The sequence below is a fragment of the Granulicella sp. S156 genome, assembly GCF_009766105.1.
Classification (GTDB): domain Bacteria; phylum Acidobacteriota; class Terriglobia; order Terriglobales; family Acidobacteriaceae; genus Granulicella.
In genome coordinates, this window is the sequence record NZ_LMUH01000005.1 from 311,135 (window position 1) to 328,653 (window position 17,519).

Here is a 17,519-nt window from a genome sequence, read left to right on the forward strand (position 1 = left end):
TCGCGAAGGAACGGATATAGGGAAAATCCTTCAGTTTTCGCCGAGTACCTGTTGTGCCGCGCGCAGTCCGCTGCGAAGAGCTGCATGCACCGTGCCCCAATGTCCGGTCGTATCGGTATGTTCCCCCGCAAAGAAGAGCGTCTCGTCCTCCGGCTGCGTCATCGCCGCAGGAGCGTCCATCGCACCGGCAGGAACGTAACTATAGGCGCCGCGCGCGAATGGGTCGCTTGACCAGTCGTGGCTGTGGGTTTCCAGGAGCGAGGCGCGTACCAGGCTTTCGTCTACCGAGAAGACCTGTGCGAGCGTGGCACAGGCTTCGCGCCCCAGTTCACCCGCGCTCCTGCCTTCGAGCGCTTTTGCGCGCGGGCCGCCGATCCAGCCGGTAAGGGTGGGTGCGGCCTCCGCTTCCGGGTGCATCGTCCACCAGACGGGAGGCAGGTGTTGTGCGGTGAAGAGAAAGCTCATCGCCCGCAGCGTCTCTGCAGGCAATGCGCGCAATTGCTCCCACCAGCGCTCGCGAAAGACCATCGTAAAGCGGACGGCATGACCCATCGCCAGGCGCCGCGCCTGCACGATCGCAGCAGGTTCGGGAGTGATCTTTAGCCCAGCCTTACTGTTGACGCGCTGCAGAACTCCGAGTGGCAACGTGATGATGCATCGCTTTGCCCGCAAAATCCCCTGATTCGTCTCGACCTCAACGTTGCTCGTGCTCCAGCGTACGGCGAGGACTTCAGCGTTAAGAAGCACATTGCCGCCGTGCTCTTTGACGCGCCCGGCAAGGTGCTCTGCGATCTGCGCATAGCCTCCGTGAACATGCCACGAGCGGTCGCCTTCGGTGGCCTCTTCGGCCTTCTGCTGCACACCCAGCGAGCGCACACCGATCGTGTGCGCATCGGCGGCGTTGAAGCCTTCGACGTACCCCAGCAACGCCGGGCGGTCTTCCTCTGGAACATCGCTCGTTGCGAGCCAGTCGGCAAAGGAAACATCCTCACCCGTAAAGTCTTCGAGGTCTTCCAGCGGCGCAAACCTCTCCTCATCCTGCGGGTCGTCCTCGACGAGGCCTCCGTTCCCGTCCTCGCGCAACATAGTGCCTTCGCGTTCCGTAGTCTGGGCCTCGCACTCCGCGAGCAGAGCCCACAACTCCTGCGCCCGCCCGTGAACGAACTCCGCGCCGAGTTCCACGACGTCTCCCCCTGCGGCCACGCGCGAGAGCAAGCGGCCACCCACGCGATCACGAGCCTCCACCACAGTGACCCGCACCCCGCGTTCACTCAGCGCACGCGCCGCCGTCAACCCGGCTATGCCGGCCCCAAGAATCAGAACGTCGATGTTGTCGTCAGTCATTGCATCCCGCATGAACGATTGGATGCGCTCACTTCGCCGTGTGTGCAGACTTCCATGCGGCATAGGCCTTCAGCGTCTTCTCTGGTCCGCGACCGTACCACGCATAGCCATTGCGGCGTTCGACCGAGAGCTCCATCACGTCGTCATGAATCGTCTTGTCGCGGTCCCCGAAGATCGGCTTACCGGTCGTCAGAGAATAGTAGCGAGCCCACAGCGGCCCCGCACCTGGCGAGCTCGTCAGCTTGCGCCCGCCCGCAGTGTCACGTCCTCCGCTCCACGTATAGCCCATGATCCTGTGGGCCTCGAACCACGCAGCAGCAGCATCCACGGAGCGCACCACAGCAGGCGAAGGATGGTCGAGCGACATCAGATACTCCATCACGCTGGCCGATTCGCCCGAACTGAGCGCAGCTGGCTCGAAGTTGCGCGCCGCGACGGGAGCCAGCGTCAGTGGATCATGCTGCTGTGCCCACACCGTGAGCACCGTGCCTTTGCCATCCTCTGCGGGTACGCGAATCTGCGTCGCCAGAATGCACTCCAGCGCCTTCGCCGCCGCCGTCCTTGCTCGCATGCGCAACGTCGCAGGAACGAAGCTGTAGTCTTCTATCGGCTGCTGCGACTCCACTGCTCCCGCAACGCGTTCGCCCTTCACCGCCAGCGTCAGTATCTTGGCCGACTCCGTCACAGCGTCGTCATTGAAGGTAATCGCGTCATGATAGCCTCCCTCCAACGGCCACACCTGCGGCCATCCGCCGTTCGGAAACTGTGCATGCAGCAGATACTCGAGGCCGCGCAAAAAGCTGGCACGATACGCATCGCCTTCGTGCCCAGGTAGCGCCGCGGAGAGCTCCGCAAGAAAGTGCAGCTCCGTGTTGGTAGCGTCGTTGTCCAGCGTGCCGACGTAGTGCCAGCTCTCGTCCCCGGCTTCGTCGAAGTCCCCAGGCCCGCTGCTCACCGGCGCAAGATTCGCTGTGGCATAGCTCTGCCCACGCATTCGCGCCGGGCCACTCATGTCGAGGTTCTTCGACCACCCACCGGCAGCCGTCTGGAACGACAGAATCACATCGCCGATATGTCGCGCCTCGTCGCTCTTGTAGAACTCCGGCGTACTGTGCAGTGGAATTGACCGTGCAGAAAAATGCTGCTTAGGCAGCGGAAGAATCTCTTTCACCCCCATACGCTCGACAGACAGCACAGCTTTGTCGGTGCGCATCTGCTCTGCGGAGCGCCTCAGGTAGTCGAGCCACGGCCCCCGCTGTGCCACCGGCAACGCCATCACGCGTGCCTCGGTCAGCGATTCGGCGGGCTTGCTTACACCAATCACGGAAGCATGCAGGGGAAGCAGGACAAAGAGAGAAAAAGCAAAGGCGCGCACGGACAACATCGTACACCTGTCTTACAGGATTAAGCCAAGGCAGCAAACAGGAAACGGGGATACTCCACACCCGTCCTAGCTGCAGGTCTTTTCTGTTTGCTGTTACCTGTTTGCTGTTTCCTGCTCCTAATCAAGTCGCACAAGATAAGGCAGCGCTGCCGGATCCGGCGTACCGATCCAGTCGGCAATCTCTGCGGCCTGGGTCTTGCTATGTTGCGCGGGGTCGATCCGTACCCAGAAGCCGGTCGGCCCGGAGAACTCGATGACCTTCGCCGTGCTGTAACGTTGCAGCAGTCCAGCCTTCAACGCGAGCGCGTCGTCCTCGTTCTTGAATGCGCCCGTCTGTACACACCACTTGCCCTCTGGGTCGGAGCTCGTGTGGGCAAAGGCTTCAACCTTCACCTTCGCCACGCCCGCGCGGTAGATGCCCACTGCTTTCGCGGCGCCCATCGAAAGGTCCAGCACGCGGCCGGGGGCAAACGGTCCGCGGTCGGTGATCCGCACCAGCACCTGCTGACCGGTGGCGAGGTTGGTCACGCGCACCGTCGAGCCCATCGGCAGCGTGCGATGAGCGGCGGTCATCTCGTTCTGGTCGAAGATCGTGCCATCAGCCGCCGCATGATGGTGATAGACCGTGCCGTACCAGCTGGCGGTGCCCTCTTCGGTAAAAACGGGTTTGCCTCTGGTGTCGTCAAAGAAGCCCGGTGGCGCGTTGGCAGCCTCTTCGCCTAAATCAATGGGTGGCGTTGCGGTTGCAGTGTTCGCGGTCGAGTGATGTTCCCCTGCAGGAGGTGGAGGCGGTTGGTAGGCAACAGCCGTCCGATGATGACAGCCCGTCAGGGTGAGAGCGGAAAACCCTATCGCTAATAATGCCGCAGTATGGCAACCAAGGCGTTTGCTGAGCCTGTTCATCGTGCCTCTCCATCGGATTTGCCGTCCGGGCTGGAGTGCTTCGCGTCGTCCATGTGTTCTGCGAGTTGTTGCAGCCGTGTAGCAGCAGCTCTCAGGGCCGTAGACCCATGCCGCCGCACCTCGGGAGCGACCTCGGTATCGATAAAGCTCACGACGCGTTGCAACTCATCCTGAAACTCATTGCGAAGCCGCGCGCCAGCCTCGCTCACACGCTCTTCCCAGGGACGCTTCGTTCCACTCTGCTGATCCATTGGCGACACCCTTTCGAGAATTCGTTTGTGCTTCAGCCTGCAACGATCGTCAATCCGCGCAACTGCCAACGCTCTTCTTTCGATGATTCGTTCGTGAAGGCCGCTAGTCAATGGACATTGCAGCGTGCAGTGCCCAGCTGGTAACGGCCCTTGCCTCATGCGGGCTAACTTCTCTGAATACAACCGCAGGGACGCGGCAGGCGTCCTTTACAGAGGGGCCCCATTCCCGGCGGGGCAGAGTTCAGCGCCATAGCAGCGCAATCGGTTGCCGGAAGAATGGAATAGAAGGCTCGATGACTTTAAAAAATCTGCGTATGCAAGGCACCTCATTTTTTTTCCCCGTGATATTCGGGTTCACTCTGCTCTCGATCAGCGCACAGGGCCAGGAACAGCTAGGCCAGCTATCCACGCCTGACACGACCCAGGCCAATCCAATGTTGCTGGCTTCGACGGCTTCTGCGGAGGAGTTTTTCAAGCCCGCAGAGTCTTCCGCTGCTGTCTCAAGCAGCGCGGACGAGTTGCCCGACGCGCCCAGTGCGATAGCCTCTCGAGAATCGGCACTCGAAACAAGCCATGGTCCGGCAGCGCGCGCGCACATTGCGCCAGCGCTGATGAAAAGAATTCCCGATGGGTGGACGGCGCAACCCATCACGTCGCACCAAAAATTTCTCCTCGGCCTGCGCGAGCTCGCCTCACCGATAGGTATTGCCGGGATGGTGGGTGCCGCAGGCTTCTCACACATCACAAACGGACAGCCGAACTATGGCACGGACAGCGGAGCCTTTGAGCAGCGCCTGGGAGCGGTGCTTCTCCGTGATACGACGGAAGCGGTCTTCTCCGATGCCGTCTTCGCTCCGATCATGCATGAAGATCCGCGCTACTACGTGCAGGGCCCGCAGCACAATCTCTTCTATCGCGTAGCCTATGCGGTTTCGCGACCGATCATTACGCGTACGGATAGCGGAAACTCCACCGTAAATGGTTCCCTGTTGGTCGGCTATGCCGCGTCCAGTGTCTTGACCAATGCCTACTACCCGCAGAGCAATAGGAACTTCCATGACACCGCGGCGACTTTTGGAGGCTCTATCGGCGGTGCAGCGGTCGGTTTTTTCATCAGCGAATTTCGCGATGAGGTGCTGCAGGCCATTCATCTCGAAAAGAAACAGTAGAGCAGGAACCAGGAACCAGGAACCAGAGAACAGAGAACAGAAAACAGAAAACAGAGAACGCCGCGAGCCGGCAACTCTTTGCAACTGCCTTTCTTTTTGTCATTCCGCAGGGAATCTGCTTTTGTTGCCGTTGCTGTTGCTTGTTTTTCGCCGTCATCCTGAGCCGTACCGGGGTGGTTTGGCGAAGGACCCCCGCATTGTCGCCACCACCGCCGTTGTCTTTGCCGTTGCTGTTGTTTCTGAGATAGGTCCGGGCTTTAGCCCGGACATTAAGGGCCACCACAGAATGGGCTTCAGAGGTTGCTGAAAAAGTCGATGACTTCACTGAAGACGATTTTTGCTGTGTACTTTGCGTATGTAAAACCCTCAAAGATTTCGCAAACGTCGTTTGTAGGGCCTTCTGGAGAGTCGTTATTTCGAAGCAATTTCTAACTGCTCACAAAGCTAGACTTTTTCAGCACCCTCTTCAGCCCCTGGGACATGCTCTCCTGCCCGCAAACCGGAATGCCATCAAGCAAGAAGGCATACTCGAGCCGACGGAGGCCTGTTTCAGTTGATGCCGGAGACGCCTGACTCCACGCGAGTTCTTTGACGCAACGCAGCGAAGCCCGGTCTCTCGACCGGGCCTCGCTGTTTCCTGTTTTCCTACTTGTTGTTTCCTGCTCTTAGAACGTCGTCGCGACCGTAAAGCGGAACGTCTTACGCGGTTCGCGCAGCTCGTAGTTTGCACCGTAGAGCTGTATTGCTTGCTGGTAGCTGTACTGGCCGGCACCCGTGGTGGGGAAGAAACCCTGGAACTCCGACGATGACACAGCCAACTGTGGCGGCAGGTTTCTGTAGAGACGTAGCGGGTTGTACGCGTAGTAGATGCGGAACGGTGCGTTTACGATCGGCAGAATGACCTGCAGCTCGGCGCCGCTCGACATACGCGGAACGAAGTTCGTATGAGGTACCGTGCCCAGGTCGAGCGGGAAAGTCACCTTCTGTCCGCCGAAGCATGCGCCGTTGGTGATTGTCGGGCAGCCATAGAGCGGCGTGTTGAGAATCGACTGGCCAAGGATGCTCTGGCGCAGCTGTGACTTTTCCGTGTCGAAGGTCATGCCGAAGTCTGTGAAGACCGCAAACGTTACCTGGTTGACGATCGGGATACGGTACTCGAGGTTCGACGTGATAGCCGTGTCGCCGCCGATGGGGGCCAAGCGATAGATCGGCAGTGGAATTTGAACGTTGCCCAGCGTGGAGTTGGTCGGATCGCGCGGAACCAGTGTGCCGTCGGGATTTGTAAGGTTGAACAACACGCGCGTCGGAATGAAGCTGTACGGCGAGTTCGAACGGATATCGAAGCCGCGTACTTCGCTTTCACCACCGCCGTAGATACGATCGAAGGGCGGTGCAACCTGCCCGCCAAAGCCGGCGACGTTTTGGAGCTGGATGCGATAGCCCAGGACGTTGTGTCCTTCACGATCGACCTTCAGGCCTTTCATCGGGAAGTATTGGCGCCAGGTTGCCGTCGGAGCGTAGTACTTGGTGTTGCCACCTACACCCGCAACCTGGAAAACAATGTTGAAGTCCTTGCCGTGGTGCGGACCCACAGCGCGATCCAGCGTCGAGAAGCTGAAGCTCGGGGACACGATGGAGGTGATGATGCCGGAGAGCTGGCTCGACCCCGCAACACCCGAACGGAACGCCAGTGATTGGAAGACGTTGCGTGTGGTGTCGCTAAAGGTTGTGACGCCCGACCGCGACAGCGAGTACGAGATGCCGATCCTGGCTACGCCCGACCGCCGGAACAACTTGCGCAGCGGCGTGCCGGTCGAAATCGTCAAGCCGGTTGAGGACTGGTTGTAGTTGCTCGACAGCGACTGTTGCTGGGCGGCCTGATTCGAACCTGCCGTTGTCCCGGTAATCGAGTAGCTCTTGGCCGGGTTGTAGTCGTACTTGCTGGTGAACACCTGCACGCCCAGCGAAACGGGCTTGTTGCGCAGATACGGCTCGTTGAAGCCCGCGCTCAGGGTGCGCGAGAGATCGCCGATGTTGGCGGTCACGTTCAGGGTCTCGCCCAGGCCGAGGAAGTTGTTGGTCTGATAGTTGAGTCCGATGAAAGAACCCGAAAGACCGCTGATACCGCCGTTCAGTCCGATGGAGTTCTTGCCCTTTTCCTTCAGCTTCAGCAACAGGTCGACCGTGCCGGCATCACTGTTCTGCCGCGTCTCCACGGACTCTTCGGTCTTCAGCGTGTCGAAGTAGTTGAGCTGGTTCAAGCGCAGCAGCGAGAGATCGACGAGGCGGCTGTTATAGACCTGGCCTTCTTCGACGAGGATCTCGCGGCGGATGACTTTGTCGCGGGTGATGGTGTTGCCTGAAAATTCGATGCGCGAGATATAGAACTTCTTGCCCTCGTCGATGTCGATGTCGAAATAGACAAGCTTCTTGGCTTCGTCGAAGCGGGGCGTCGGAGTGCCGATCATGTTGATGAAGCCGCCCTCACCGTAAGCCTTACGCAGTGCATCAACGCCTTTGCCGAAGAGCGTTGCATTGAACCAGTCGCCGTCCTTCACCGCGAATTGTGCGCGCAAGGCCTTGACGTTGCTGTATTCCTTGTTGCCGCTAAACGTGATGCCGCCCAGGCGGTAGCGTTCGCCCTCTTCGACCGGGATCAGGATGTCGACGCGCTTGCCGGTTGAAGGGCGCAGCGTGAACGGGTTGATGCCGCCGGCGTTGCGAACATTGGTCTCCGGCTCGGCGGTCAGCGCTTTGATGTAGCCCCTGTTGCGATACTCCTGGCGCACCAGATCGGCATCTTCATCCAGCTTGCTGGCATCGAAGGTGCGTGGAAGAAGATCCTCTAAGAAGATCGAGTGGGGAATGCCAATCGGCTTGGAGAAGTGCATCGCGGCGCGCAGATCGCGCGAGGGAATCTTCGTGTTGCCCTGGAAGGCAATCTTGCCCACCTTTACGGTCGGGCCTTCCTTGATGTTGAATGTCAGCGCTACGGCAGCAGGAGGAATCGTCTTGACTTCTTCCTTGATGGTCGCGAACTGGTGGCCATGCTCGCCGAGCATCTCCTGCAGTACGACCTCGGCGCGCTTGATGCGCGTCTCGTCGAACTGGCTCTCCACGGAGAGGCCGACCTTTTCCTTCTTGAAACGATCGAGCACGTCGGAGACGGTGACCGCGTTCAAGCCCTTGTAGTTGATCTCACGGATGGTGGGCTTTTCGCGCACGTACACGATGAGTTGGACGCAGGTCGCCTCATCGACGCGCTCAATGCGCACGTCGTCGAAGTAGCTGGTGTTCCAGAGCGAGTTGAAATCGCGCTCCACCACCGCCGGATCGAAAGCATCTCCGGGCCGCGAGAATAGTCGCGCAAGGATGGACTCCTTGGGGATGCGGCGATTGCCGATGACCTGTGTCTGGCACAGAATCTGCGGTCCCGCTGCAGCCGCAGTGAACTGCGGCTGGGCCTGCACCTGCGCTCGAAGCGCGGGTGTGAGAACTGGAGTCAATGCCATTGTCGTCAGCGCCAAAAACGCGTTGACTGGAATGCGGATGCGCCTCGAGCGCGCGCGCACAGGCTGGGGCGTACTGTTCAGGGAGCTTGCGCTCACTCGCGTTCCGGTAAAGATAACCACACCCTCACTGCTCTTTGAATCTCTCAAAGCTTTTTGAATACCAAGCCCCGCGCGAACGTAGGGGAATCTTGATTATAGGGGATGCGCCGCAACTCGGGAGAAGCGAAGTTCGATGGGTGACTCTTCGGTGTATATAAATCCCGCCTGCTCCAGGAGAGACTTGCCGTTTCGCCCTATCCGAATCTCTCATCTCGACCGGCGATCCGTGTTTGCCCGTAGCTGCAATGGTGCTATGGGCAGCCGCAAAAGCCTGGACGCAAGGCGCGCAAAAGGAGCAAAGTTTCGCCACGGATGCCTTTGCGAAACTTGGCGTTTCTCCTTGGCGCGCTTTGCGTCCAGGCTTTTGCTTGTTCTTCGTCTGTGCTCGAAACCGCTCTAGCGCCTGCTATAAGGAACGGTCAGGCCCACAAGATCCGCGTTCTTCAGAAACTCCTGCAGCCCTGCTGCCAGCTTTGGTTCGACCTCGCTCACCGGAGATTCTGTGTCGGCGGTCTCAACCTTCAGCAGCACTGGAACAGGCCGTGTCGTATCGGATTGCAGGGGAAGAGTACGGTGCGGCTTGGCATATACCACGGTGAAGCGTTGATTTGTCTGTGAATACTGTCTGCATATTCCGCCGTCGCATACCGTGGAGGCTTCCAGCTTCTGCGTCTGGCCATCGTTGTAGGTCGCGGCCGTCAACGCAACCGCTCCCACCGCTCCCTGGGACGAGGGTACTTCGATCTGTCCGTGCCAGGTTGGATTCTCACCGCGAGCGATGTGGCAGACCTCGGCATCGTGCACGCCCAGCTCTGGAGAGATTCCGAGCGATACATGCGTTCCATCGGGAGTCTCGTACTCGCCCCACACGTAGACTACAGTTCCGTCGACCAGGCCCTCAGACCACGTGCGTACCAGTGAGAAATTGCCAATGTGCTGCGGCATGGGAGGAGGCGTAGCTGCTGCCGTCGCGGACTTTGCCTCGACATGCGCGGCATGCACGGCTTCAATGCCAAAGACCGTCGAAAGCAGGAGAATCGCCATTACCTTTGCAAGGTAGGGCACTGCGACTGGGCCGAGGGATGGTTTTTCTTCCGCGGGTGCGGCATTCACGTCTTCAGGATCGCGGCGCAGCTTTTCAATCATCGTAAAGAACAGGAATGCCGCCAGTAAAAACAGGCAGCCCCCGACGATGTGATCGGCCAACTGCTCGTGGGCCTGTAGTCCTGGGAAGAAAACCGCAATCCTGTCGTAGATCACCAGGCTGCACAGCCGCAGCAGATTGAAGACATAGCCCAGCAGCACCGCGCCGGCAACCAGAGGCGCAAATATAAACCAGCGAAAACGGTACACATAGCTGACCACAATCGCGGTGAGCCCGAGGGTGATCGATCCGCGCAGTCCATCGCAGCCTGGCGCAATGAACATCCCAAACTTGGGAGTGAACAGGATGGTGAGGTCCTGCGCGCTAAGCTTCGCCCCAATGAGATGGGCAAAGCCACGTGCTACGGTCGCCCCGGCATGTTGAAGAGGAAGGTCGACGTAGTGGCTGAAGGTCTGTGGAACAGGGATAACGGCCCACATCAGAAGGACGGGGAACCATGCGGCCCGCAGAAGGCGCTTGCCGCCGAAGAGCAGAACCATGGCGGTTGCATAAATTACGGCTACCAGCGGAAGCGGTGGTAGCTGCAGCAGCCAGTCTTTGTTGACGGTCACGATCAGGAGCATCTGATCGCGCAGAAACATCAGAATGGACGAGATTGCCAGGACTGCGAAGCCCCACCAGGAGCCTTCAGTCTCCCATCCTATGGAACGCCAGGCTCTCAAAATGAGAGCGAAGCAAATGATAGGAACCACCATTCCTATCTGCTTGAGGGCGTCCGTCCTCCAGATGCCTAGAAGAGATTGGACAGAATCATAAATGGTAAGCAGGCCGACCGCTGCGCACGCCGAAGCGAACGCGACGGCAGCCTGCGGCCTAAATCGCTCTGGAAGCATGCTCGACACAGAAAATTACCTGCAGCGTTCGAGCTGCACCCCGTTCGGAACTTTACTTGTTGTCTGTCTTCCGGCGGGCCCGAAGACGCGTCCTGAGTGCGGACACAGCGTACGCGCCACCGGAGAGGCCTGCCAGAATCAGGGTCGGGTTCTCTGGAGTGTCAGTGCAGCCGGCAACCTGCGCATGCGCAGAGCGGACCGCTACAAGGGCGAGGGCGAGGGTCGCGAACAAGAAGGTCTTCTTCATAAGTAATATGTCCCTATTCGTTGTGTGTGCGTTCAGTTTTAAAGATGCCGTTAGCGCTCAGTTTAGATGCTTCAGGCCCTCAAAAACGTTCGGGATAAACTGCTCAGAACATTATTGCTTAGGAATCTTATAGTTCTGGCGATTGGTCCTATCGTATTCGAGCAGCCGGTCTCAAGTCAATCGTAAAGCGAATCCCTGAAGATACGGACGCTGAATCTCCGAATATTCCGCATCCAGCGTTTCCTACCCCTTGAGTTTAGCTCATAACTGGCAGAGAGCAGGACATTTCGCCACTTTTTCACATTGAGCCGCCAACGTCTGTAAAATCAGGCGTTGTATTCAATGGAGGGCAGCACCACAATGGCATCGGCAATGACGAGCATAGTTGCACTGAAGGGCGTGTACGAGGAGTTGAAGTCGCGCATGGATAAAACCGTGGAAGACTTCCGCGCCAACCTGTTGAGTGTCCGCACCGGACGGGCTTCGGTCCATATGCTCGACAACGTGAAGGTTGACTACTATGGTACGGAGACGGCGATTGCACAGGTCGCCCAGGTCACCACGCCAGAGGCCAACCTCATCGTCGTTCAGCCGTGGGAGCAGTCCCTGGTGCAGGCGATCGAAAAGGCCATCCGCACCAGCGGACAGGGCTTCAATCCCATGCACGACGGCAAGATCATCCGCGTGCCCATCCCCCCCATGACCGAAGAGCGCCGCCGCGAGGGCATTAAGCAGCTTGCCGGCGTCCTCGAAGACCACAAGACCTCCATCCGCAACATCCGCCGCGATGGCAATGAGTCGGTGAAGAAGGCCGCGAAGGAAAAGCTGATCTCCGCTGACGATGAAAAACGCGCCAACGACGATATTCAGCAGCTCACGGACTCCGAGATCAAGCGCGTCGAAGACCTCTTCAAGGCCAAGGAAAAAGAAGTAATGACGCTGTAAAAGCGAAAAGCGAGTGATAAGTGGCAAGTGATAAGTGACCAGTGAGGCAATTGGTGACCTGTCACTTGCCACTTATCACTCGCCACTTATCACTCGCTTTTACAGCATCTGCCACTGCCGCCGCCTCTCTCGCGGCCTGCACCTCATGGACGCGCAGAATATGCGCTCCATTCAGCACTGCCGCGACGTTCGCAGCAATTGTCGCCGTGCGGCGTGCCTCTGCGATTGGCAAGCCCTCCGGCTGGACCCTCCGTACCGCCTCCCCGAGAAAGCTTTTGCGCGAAACTCCGGCCAGTACCGGATAGCCAAGCTCCCCCAGCTGTTGCAGGCCTGCCAGCAGTGCGAAGTTCTCCTGCCCCATCTTGCCGAATCCGAATCCCGGGTCCACAACGATGCTTGCGCGGGCGATGCCGGCGGTCTGGGCAACTGCGATCCGCTCGCGCAGCCCCTCCAGCACCAGTGGAACAACTTCTTCGCCGCCCAGTGCGGGCAGTGAGCGCCAATCCTGTGGGCGCCCCCGGGTATGCATCAGCACCAGGCCGCAGCCCCCGAATGCGACGGCGCTAGGCATCTGCTCGTCCCACAGCAAACCGGAGACATCGTTGATGATCTCTGCCCCTGCGCGGATTGCCTTTTGCGCGGTAGCCGCATGGTAGGTATCGACCGAGACAATCGCCTTCGGCCGTTCGCGCAGTAGACCTTCGAGAACGGGGAGCAGGCGCAACTGCTCCTGGTCGGGCGTGAGCGGCTGGGAGCCAGGCCGCGTCGACTCCGCGCCCAGGTCAACGATGTCCGCGCCCCCGTCGATTGCGGCGATGGCTGCGGCAAGGCCTGCGGTCGTCGCCTGGCCGTCGCCGGAGAAGCTATCGGGCGTCAGGTTGACGATGGCCATAACCAGCGTTCGCTCCCCCAGCGCGAGCGTTCGTGTGCGAAGCTTCCAGTCGAAGCGCGGGCGTGGAGCAAAGGCCATTCGCGAATTGTAGACTCGCGCTTCGGTGTACTTGTTCTTCGTACGCTCCAGCACTGTCAACTCGACCAAAAGTGAAGCTAAAGGTGCTGCTTTTGCCTTTGCTTTTTGAATTTGCCCTTGTTTTTCTGGTTGTCATTCCGAGCGGAGCGAGCGAACCTGCTTCCTCCCGTTTTTCGCTCGTACCATCAGCGAATCGTGTAGTGCTCGCCCCGCAGTGAGCGGACGCATAGATGTAAACTTGCCGCCATGCGTGCCTCTTTCGGTCGTTTGCCTGTCTTCGTACTTGCCGTCGGCCTTGCAGCCTCCGCACAAACGCCCACTACCGCGCCGCCGCCCATCGTCCATCTCCCATTCCCGACAGGCGCGAACACCCCGCTGGGCGCGAAGATTGAGACCCTGCTGGCGGACCCAACCGTCTCCCGCGCACACTGGGGCATTGCCGTCACAACACTCGATGGCGAGCCCCTCTATGGCCTCGACGAGGGCAAGCTGTTTCGTCCGGCATCGAACGCGAAGCTGTTTACGACGGCAACGGCCATGGCTCTGCTGGGGCCGCACAAACGTTTTGAAACGCAGGTCGTCGCCGAAGGAGACCTGAACGCGAAGGGTGTCTTACGTGGAGACCTCGTCCTCGTTGGCGGCGGGGATGCGAACTTTGCAGGTCACACCTTGCCCTATCTCCCACCGTCGAAGCGCCCCGCCCAGACCGGAGTGACACCGAATCCGCTGCAAGCCGTCGAGGACCTGGCCGACGCCGTCGTAGCCAAAGGGCTCAAAGTGGTGGAAGGCGATGTCATCGGGGATGACACCTACTTTGCCTGGGATCCCTACCCTCAGGATTGGTCGGCTGACGATCTGCTCTGGGGCTATGGCGCTCCGGTCAGCGCACTCACCATTCACGATAACCAGATCAATGTGACGATTACGCCCACCGCCAAAGACAGCAATACTGCGGAGTTGAGTCTGAGCCCTGACTTGCCCTACTACCATCTCACCGCCGATTCAGCGCTCCTGCGGACACAGGATGTTGGCGATGGCAACTCGGTGCTGTTCGAACGCGCGCCCGGATCGAGAGAGTTGAGCATCACAGGCCGCGTCTCCTCGAAGGCTGGCCCCGAACAGGAAGAGATCGCCATAGAAGACCCTGCGGAGTATGCCGCACTGGCTTTGAAGGCAGCGCTGGAGCGCCGAGGTGTGCGCGTTGCCGGCAAGGTGAGCGTGCGGCACTGGGACCCCAAGAATAGTGCGCCGTTTCTGTCCAATCCCGATCCACAGATACCGGTCCCGTTCTTCGAGCGCATGCTGAAAGCAGGGCCCGCCGACTGCGTTGCGGAGTCGGCGGGAGGTACGACAAAGCCCCAAACGATCCTGGCGACCCATCTTTCGCCTCCGCTCAGCGAAGATCTTGTGCTCACCAACAAGATCAGTCAGAACCTGCATGCCGAGATCATGCTGCGCAACATCGCTGCCCAAAAGGAGTGCGAGCATACCGCCCGCAAAGGCGTCCAGTGGATCCGGCAGTACCTGCTCTATGCAGGACTGGATGGTGATGATTTCGTCTTCTTCGATGGTTCCGGCCTCAGCGGACATGACCTGGTCACGCCACGCGTTGCGGCGCAGTTGTTGGCTTTTGCCGTAAAGCAGCCGTGGTTCTCCACATGGAAGGCCTCGCTCCCAGTGGGGGGCGAGGATGGAACGCTGGCCTCGCGCTTTCCCGCCCCTCCGCTCAAGGATCATCTCTTCGCGAAGACAGGAACACTGGGCGAAGCGCGAGCCCTCTCGGGCTACCTCGACTGTGCCAGCGGGCGGCAGGTGATCTTTTCAATTCTGGTGGATGACCACTCCCCGCGAACTTCAGCGGACAGGCTTGCGATGGATAAAATTGTCGCGGCCATTGCGGCAGCGGAGTAATGAACGTGCGATAATCGCCCACATGTCGGACCGAACTTAATCGTCTTTTACGGCATTCTCCAACACCGCAAACCACCTGGAACGGCTGCCTTTTTATTGCGGCGTATTCTTCTTCACGTATTCGCGCAGTTCCAGGTTGAGGCCGAGCGCCTTCTGTACGCCGGAGTCGAGCATCCTCAACCAACTGCTGGCTGGTTCTTTGAGTTCGGCCATGCTCAGCAGATAGCTGGTCTGCACGATGATCTCGAGCGAATTCGAGAGATCGTGCGCCAGTCGCCGGATCTCGATGGCAACTTCCTCGGGGATCTGCTGCTGGCTGGACAACGTGTTCGTTGTGGACTGACTCATCAGGCTGTCGACCGCCCCTCCTGCATTGGAATCGGTAGTGGTTAGTTCGACGGGTACCGTGTGGGAAACGATTCGCCAAGTGTAACGCTAGACCGGTTTCAACGTACGGCTTTTCCTATAGATCATGTGATGCGGTTTTTAGCCAGAAAACCGCACAAAAATCTTATAGGTATCCAGACGTGTCCTGAACCTACTCGAGCCGTGCAGATTGACACCCGGTGCAGGCTCTGGGAAACTAAGAGTTCACGCAGTTGGCGCAACGCGCCCGGCTGAAGTGAGCCGAAATGGCGGAATTGGCAGACGCGCATGGTTCAGGTCCATGTACTCGCAAGGGTGTGGAGGTTCGAGTCCTCTTTTCGGCACCAAGTTTTAGGAATCAACGCGCAAGCAGCGTGGAGGTTCGAGTCCTCTTTTCGGCACCAAATTTCAGGTAACAGAAAACAGAGATCAGATTCGAGGTTACGACCTCTCTGATCTCTGTTTTCTTTTCTCTGTTCTCTCGCTAAGCGTAGATTGCTGCTTCAAACCGCCGAATCGCCTCTTCATCCCAGGCGTGCGAATTCTTTCTCCAGGTCTCGCCTTGCCCCTCTAAAAAGTTGGGAAAATTAGACCGGCAGAAGCTCTGTTTCGTGCTGAAGTCGGCCAGGGCCTGCGCACTGCCGTCCAGGTACAGCACGGCCTGCTGTCCATCGCGCGACCACTGTATGCTGGCCAGGCGCTCGCGGGTCCGGTCGTCAAGTGCTGCGCCGTTATAGATCAGCATGGAGTCAAGAATGCTTGCCTCCTGAGTCTCTTGCGAACGGTCGCACGCATAGAAGTAGCCTGCGGGGCCCTCATCCTCAAACACCACAGTCCACGGGACCGTCGGAGAGTTTGAGGAAAGAAAGGCGCGACCGGGGGTGAAGTTGAGGGAATCCATATAAAGCAGGTTACAACCAACAGAAATTAGCAAACAGGAAACAGGAAACAGGAAGTGCAAAAGGCAGGAGCTGCAGGCAAATGCCGGCGCGATTAAGGCTCATTGGCGGTCTTTCTGTTTCCTGTTTGCTGTTTCCTGTTTGCTCCCCTAGTACACTTCATCCAGACGATGCGATTGAAAGGCTTCTACATTGGGCGTGGGCAGAGGGTCGCCGCGCTATTGCTGTTTGTACTCCTGGGCGAGTGTCTCTGGTCGATCGCGCACCGGCCGCTCGACGCCAACGACTACCGCTACGCGCGCTGCGGCCGCGAGATCTGGGAGCGGCCCTCGCCGGTCGCCGGCTACTTCACCACCTGCGGCAATCTGAATGGCGATGGAACCCTTGCCTACCGGCTTGCCGGCGCGCCACTGACCGCCCAGCGATTGGTGATGCTTGCAGTCGACCACTTCCGCAAGCCTGAGAATCGGCTCTATGCGAACGGCGGTCTAAGCGGAACCACCTGGGAGACTCGTCATGAGCTCCTGTGGGTGAAGTATCTGCTGCGACTGCCATTCTGCCTGTTTGCGGTATGGCTCGGTGGAGGCCTGTGGTGGGTCGCGAAGCGGCTCTTCGGCAATGAGGGCGGCGCACTGGCACTGGCGCTCTACTGTTTCTGCCCGGTGATCGTGCGTTACGCGACCACCCCCAACAACGAGATTCTTGCCCTGTGGGGGCTTTACGGGCTCGTCTATACGGCGATGGGCGTCGCCCACGCGCTGCAGGGGCCCAGGCGTAAGTGGCGTCCACGGATTCTGCTGCTGACGGTCGCTCTGGGGCTCACGGCGGCGGCACATCTGCTGGCTGGCATGGTGGGGTTTGTCTCCGGTCTTGTGTTCTTCTTCTATCTCGCGGAGCGGCGACGCAGCCATGTGTCGCAGATTATGGTCTTCGCGGGACTCGGCGCACTGGCGATTGTGTTTGCGTCGTTCGGGTTCCACCCCGCGCCGTTCAGTTATGTCTTTACCGGCGGTAGTGGGCGATTCTGGTTTTCGCTGGAGAGCGCATGGCACTTTGCGACGACTCCGGCGAATGCGGGGATTCTCGTTGCCACGGTCGTAGCGCTGGCAGTCTATGCAACGTCACGCCGCAGCCGCTACTTTGGCAACACCGCACCGCTGTTGATGACTTTGGCGCTCCTTCCTCTGTACACAACTCAGGTCGTGAGTGCCCCGTGGCTGTGGGCGCTCCCTTTCCTCTTTACGTTTATCGGCGGCGTCTTTGCGGATGCTCTGGAGACGCGGCAGCGCAAGCTGTTTCTGTTCTTGTCGGGGGCGGTGATACTGACACAAGCGGTCTTCTGCTGGATGTCCCTGGCTGGGCTGCTGGCCTAAAGCAGAATTCCTATAGCTGCACCCAGTGGCGATCCTTTCAAGGGCATTTTCCCCCAAGAAAAATGTCGCTGCTAAGCTCTCTCCAGGGGATAGTCATAGGGATTCTGCTCTAGCGAGCCGTTCGAAAGCAGAGCATCGTGAGATAGAA

14 protein-coding genes and 1 tRNA gene are annotated in these 17,519 nt (G+C 59.1%); 5 read left to right on the forward strand and 10 right to left on the reverse strand.

Annotated features, from left to right (window positions below; genetic code table 11):
• Positions 1–30: 30 nt before the first annotated feature.
• The 4 genes from GSQ91_RS03520 to GSQ91_RS03535 all read right to left on the reverse strand — a co-directional run bounded on the left by GSQ91_RS03520 (position 31) and on the right by GSQ91_RS03535 (position 3,882).
• On the reverse strand, positions 31–1,407 hold the full coding sequence (locus GSQ91_RS03520) for a flavin monoamine oxidase family protein (RefSeq protein WP_371417079.1): 1,377 nt from the start codon (positions 1,405–1,407) through the stop codon (positions 31–33).
• The gene (pelA, locus tag GSQ91_RS03525; RefSeq protein WP_158819869.1) at positions 1,373–2,728 is read right to left on the reverse strand and encodes a pectate lyase; all 1,356 of its coding nucleotides are present in this window, start codon (positions 2,726–2,728) and stop codon (positions 1,373–1,375) included. Before pelA ends, GSQ91_RS03520 begins: the two co-directional genes overlap by 35 nt.
• A gap of 117 nt (positions 2,729–2,845) precedes the next feature.
• Positions 2,846–3,631, reverse strand: a complete 786-nt coding sequence (locus GSQ91_RS03530) for a septal ring lytic transglycosylase RlpA family protein (protein ID WP_158819870.1) — start codon at positions 3,629–3,631, stop codon at positions 2,846–2,848.
• Positions 3,628–3,882: a hypothetical protein gene (locus GSQ91_RS03535; protein WP_254064345.1), complete on the reverse strand. Its 255-nt coding sequence runs from the start codon at positions 3,880–3,882 to the stop codon at positions 3,628–3,630. Before GSQ91_RS03535 ends, GSQ91_RS03530 begins: the two co-directional genes overlap by 4 nt.
• A 293-nt stretch (positions 3,883–4,175) precedes the next feature.
• On the opposite strand from GSQ91_RS03535, the gene GSQ91_RS03540 reads away from it, so the two are divergent.
• Entirely contained in the window at positions 4,176–5,051 is an 876-nt protein-coding gene (locus GSQ91_RS03540) for a hypothetical protein (protein WP_158819871.1), read from the forward strand.
• Positions 5,052–5,716: 665 nt separating this feature from the next.
• Here GSQ91_RS03540 and bamA read toward each other — a convergent pair.
• The 3 genes from bamA to GSQ91_RS03555 all read right to left on the reverse strand — a co-directional run bounded on the left by bamA (position 5,717) and on the right by GSQ91_RS03555 (position 10,907).
• Entirely contained in the window at positions 5,717–8,683 is a 2,967-nt protein-coding gene (bamA, locus tag GSQ91_RS03545; protein ID WP_158819872.1) for an outer membrane protein assembly factor BamA, read from the reverse strand.
• 375 nt (positions 8,684–9,058) lie between these two features.
• Entirely contained in the window at positions 9,059–10,660 is a 1,602-nt protein-coding gene (gene xrtJ, locus GSQ91_RS03550; RefSeq protein WP_254064359.1) for an exosortase J, read from the reverse strand.
• Between the two features lie 52 nt (positions 10,661–10,712).
• Positions 10,713–10,907, reverse strand: coding sequence for a PExPT-CTERM protein (locus tag GSQ91_RS03555; protein ID WP_158819874.1), 195 nt, complete (start codon positions 10,905–10,907; stop codon positions 10,713–10,715).
• Positions 10,908–11,267: 360 nt separating this feature from the next.
• Between GSQ91_RS03555 and frr the strand changes: the two genes are divergently transcribed.
• Positions 11,268–11,852, forward strand: coding sequence for a ribosome recycling factor (gene frr / locus GSQ91_RS03560; protein WP_158819875.1), 585 nt, complete (start codon positions 11,268–11,270; stop codon positions 11,850–11,852).
• Positions 11,853–11,913: 61 nt separating this feature from the next.
• On the opposite strand, the gene folP is transcribed toward frr, so the two are convergent.
• Positions 11,914–12,891 (reverse strand): dihydropteroate synthase, encoded by a 978-nt coding sequence (folP, locus tag GSQ91_RS03565; RefSeq protein WP_371417080.1) that lies wholly within the window; start codon positions 12,889–12,891, stop codon positions 11,914–11,916.
• A 177-nt stretch (positions 12,892–13,068) separates the two neighbouring features.
• Between folP and dacB the strand changes: the two genes are divergently transcribed.
• On the forward strand, positions 13,069–14,733 hold the full coding sequence (gene dacB, locus GSQ91_RS03570; RefSeq protein WP_158819876.1) for a D-alanyl-D-alanine carboxypeptidase/D-alanyl-D-alanine-endopeptidase: 1,665 nt from the start codon (positions 13,069–13,071) through the stop codon (positions 14,731–14,733).
• A gap of 93 nt (positions 14,734–14,826) precedes the next feature.
• Here dacB and GSQ91_RS03575 read toward each other — a convergent pair whose 3' ends face one another.
• Entirely contained in the window at positions 14,827–15,081 is a 255-nt protein-coding gene (locus tag GSQ91_RS03575) for a hypothetical protein (RefSeq protein ID WP_158819877.1), read from the reverse strand.
• A 278-nt stretch (positions 15,082–15,359) separates the two neighbouring features.
• Here GSQ91_RS03575 and GSQ91_RS03580 point away from each other — a divergent pair.
• Positions 15,360–15,446, forward strand: a tRNA-Leu gene (locus GSQ91_RS03580).
• A gap of 137 nt (positions 15,447–15,583) precedes the next feature.
• On the opposite strand, the gene GSQ91_RS03585 is transcribed toward GSQ91_RS03580, so the two are convergent.
• A complete protein-coding gene (locus tag GSQ91_RS03585) occupies positions 15,584–16,000 on the reverse strand; it encodes a DUF2251 domain-containing protein (RefSeq protein WP_158819878.1) in 417 nt (138 codons plus the stop codon).
• A 168-nt stretch (positions 16,001–16,168) separates the two neighbouring features.
• On the opposite strand from GSQ91_RS03585, the gene GSQ91_RS03590 reads away from it, so the two are divergent.
• Positions 16,169–17,371 (forward strand): glycosyltransferase family 39 protein, encoded by a 1,203-nt coding sequence (locus tag GSQ91_RS03590; RefSeq protein WP_158819879.1) that lies wholly within the window; start codon positions 16,169–16,171, stop codon positions 17,369–17,371.
• Positions 17,372–17,519 lie beyond the last annotated feature (148 nt).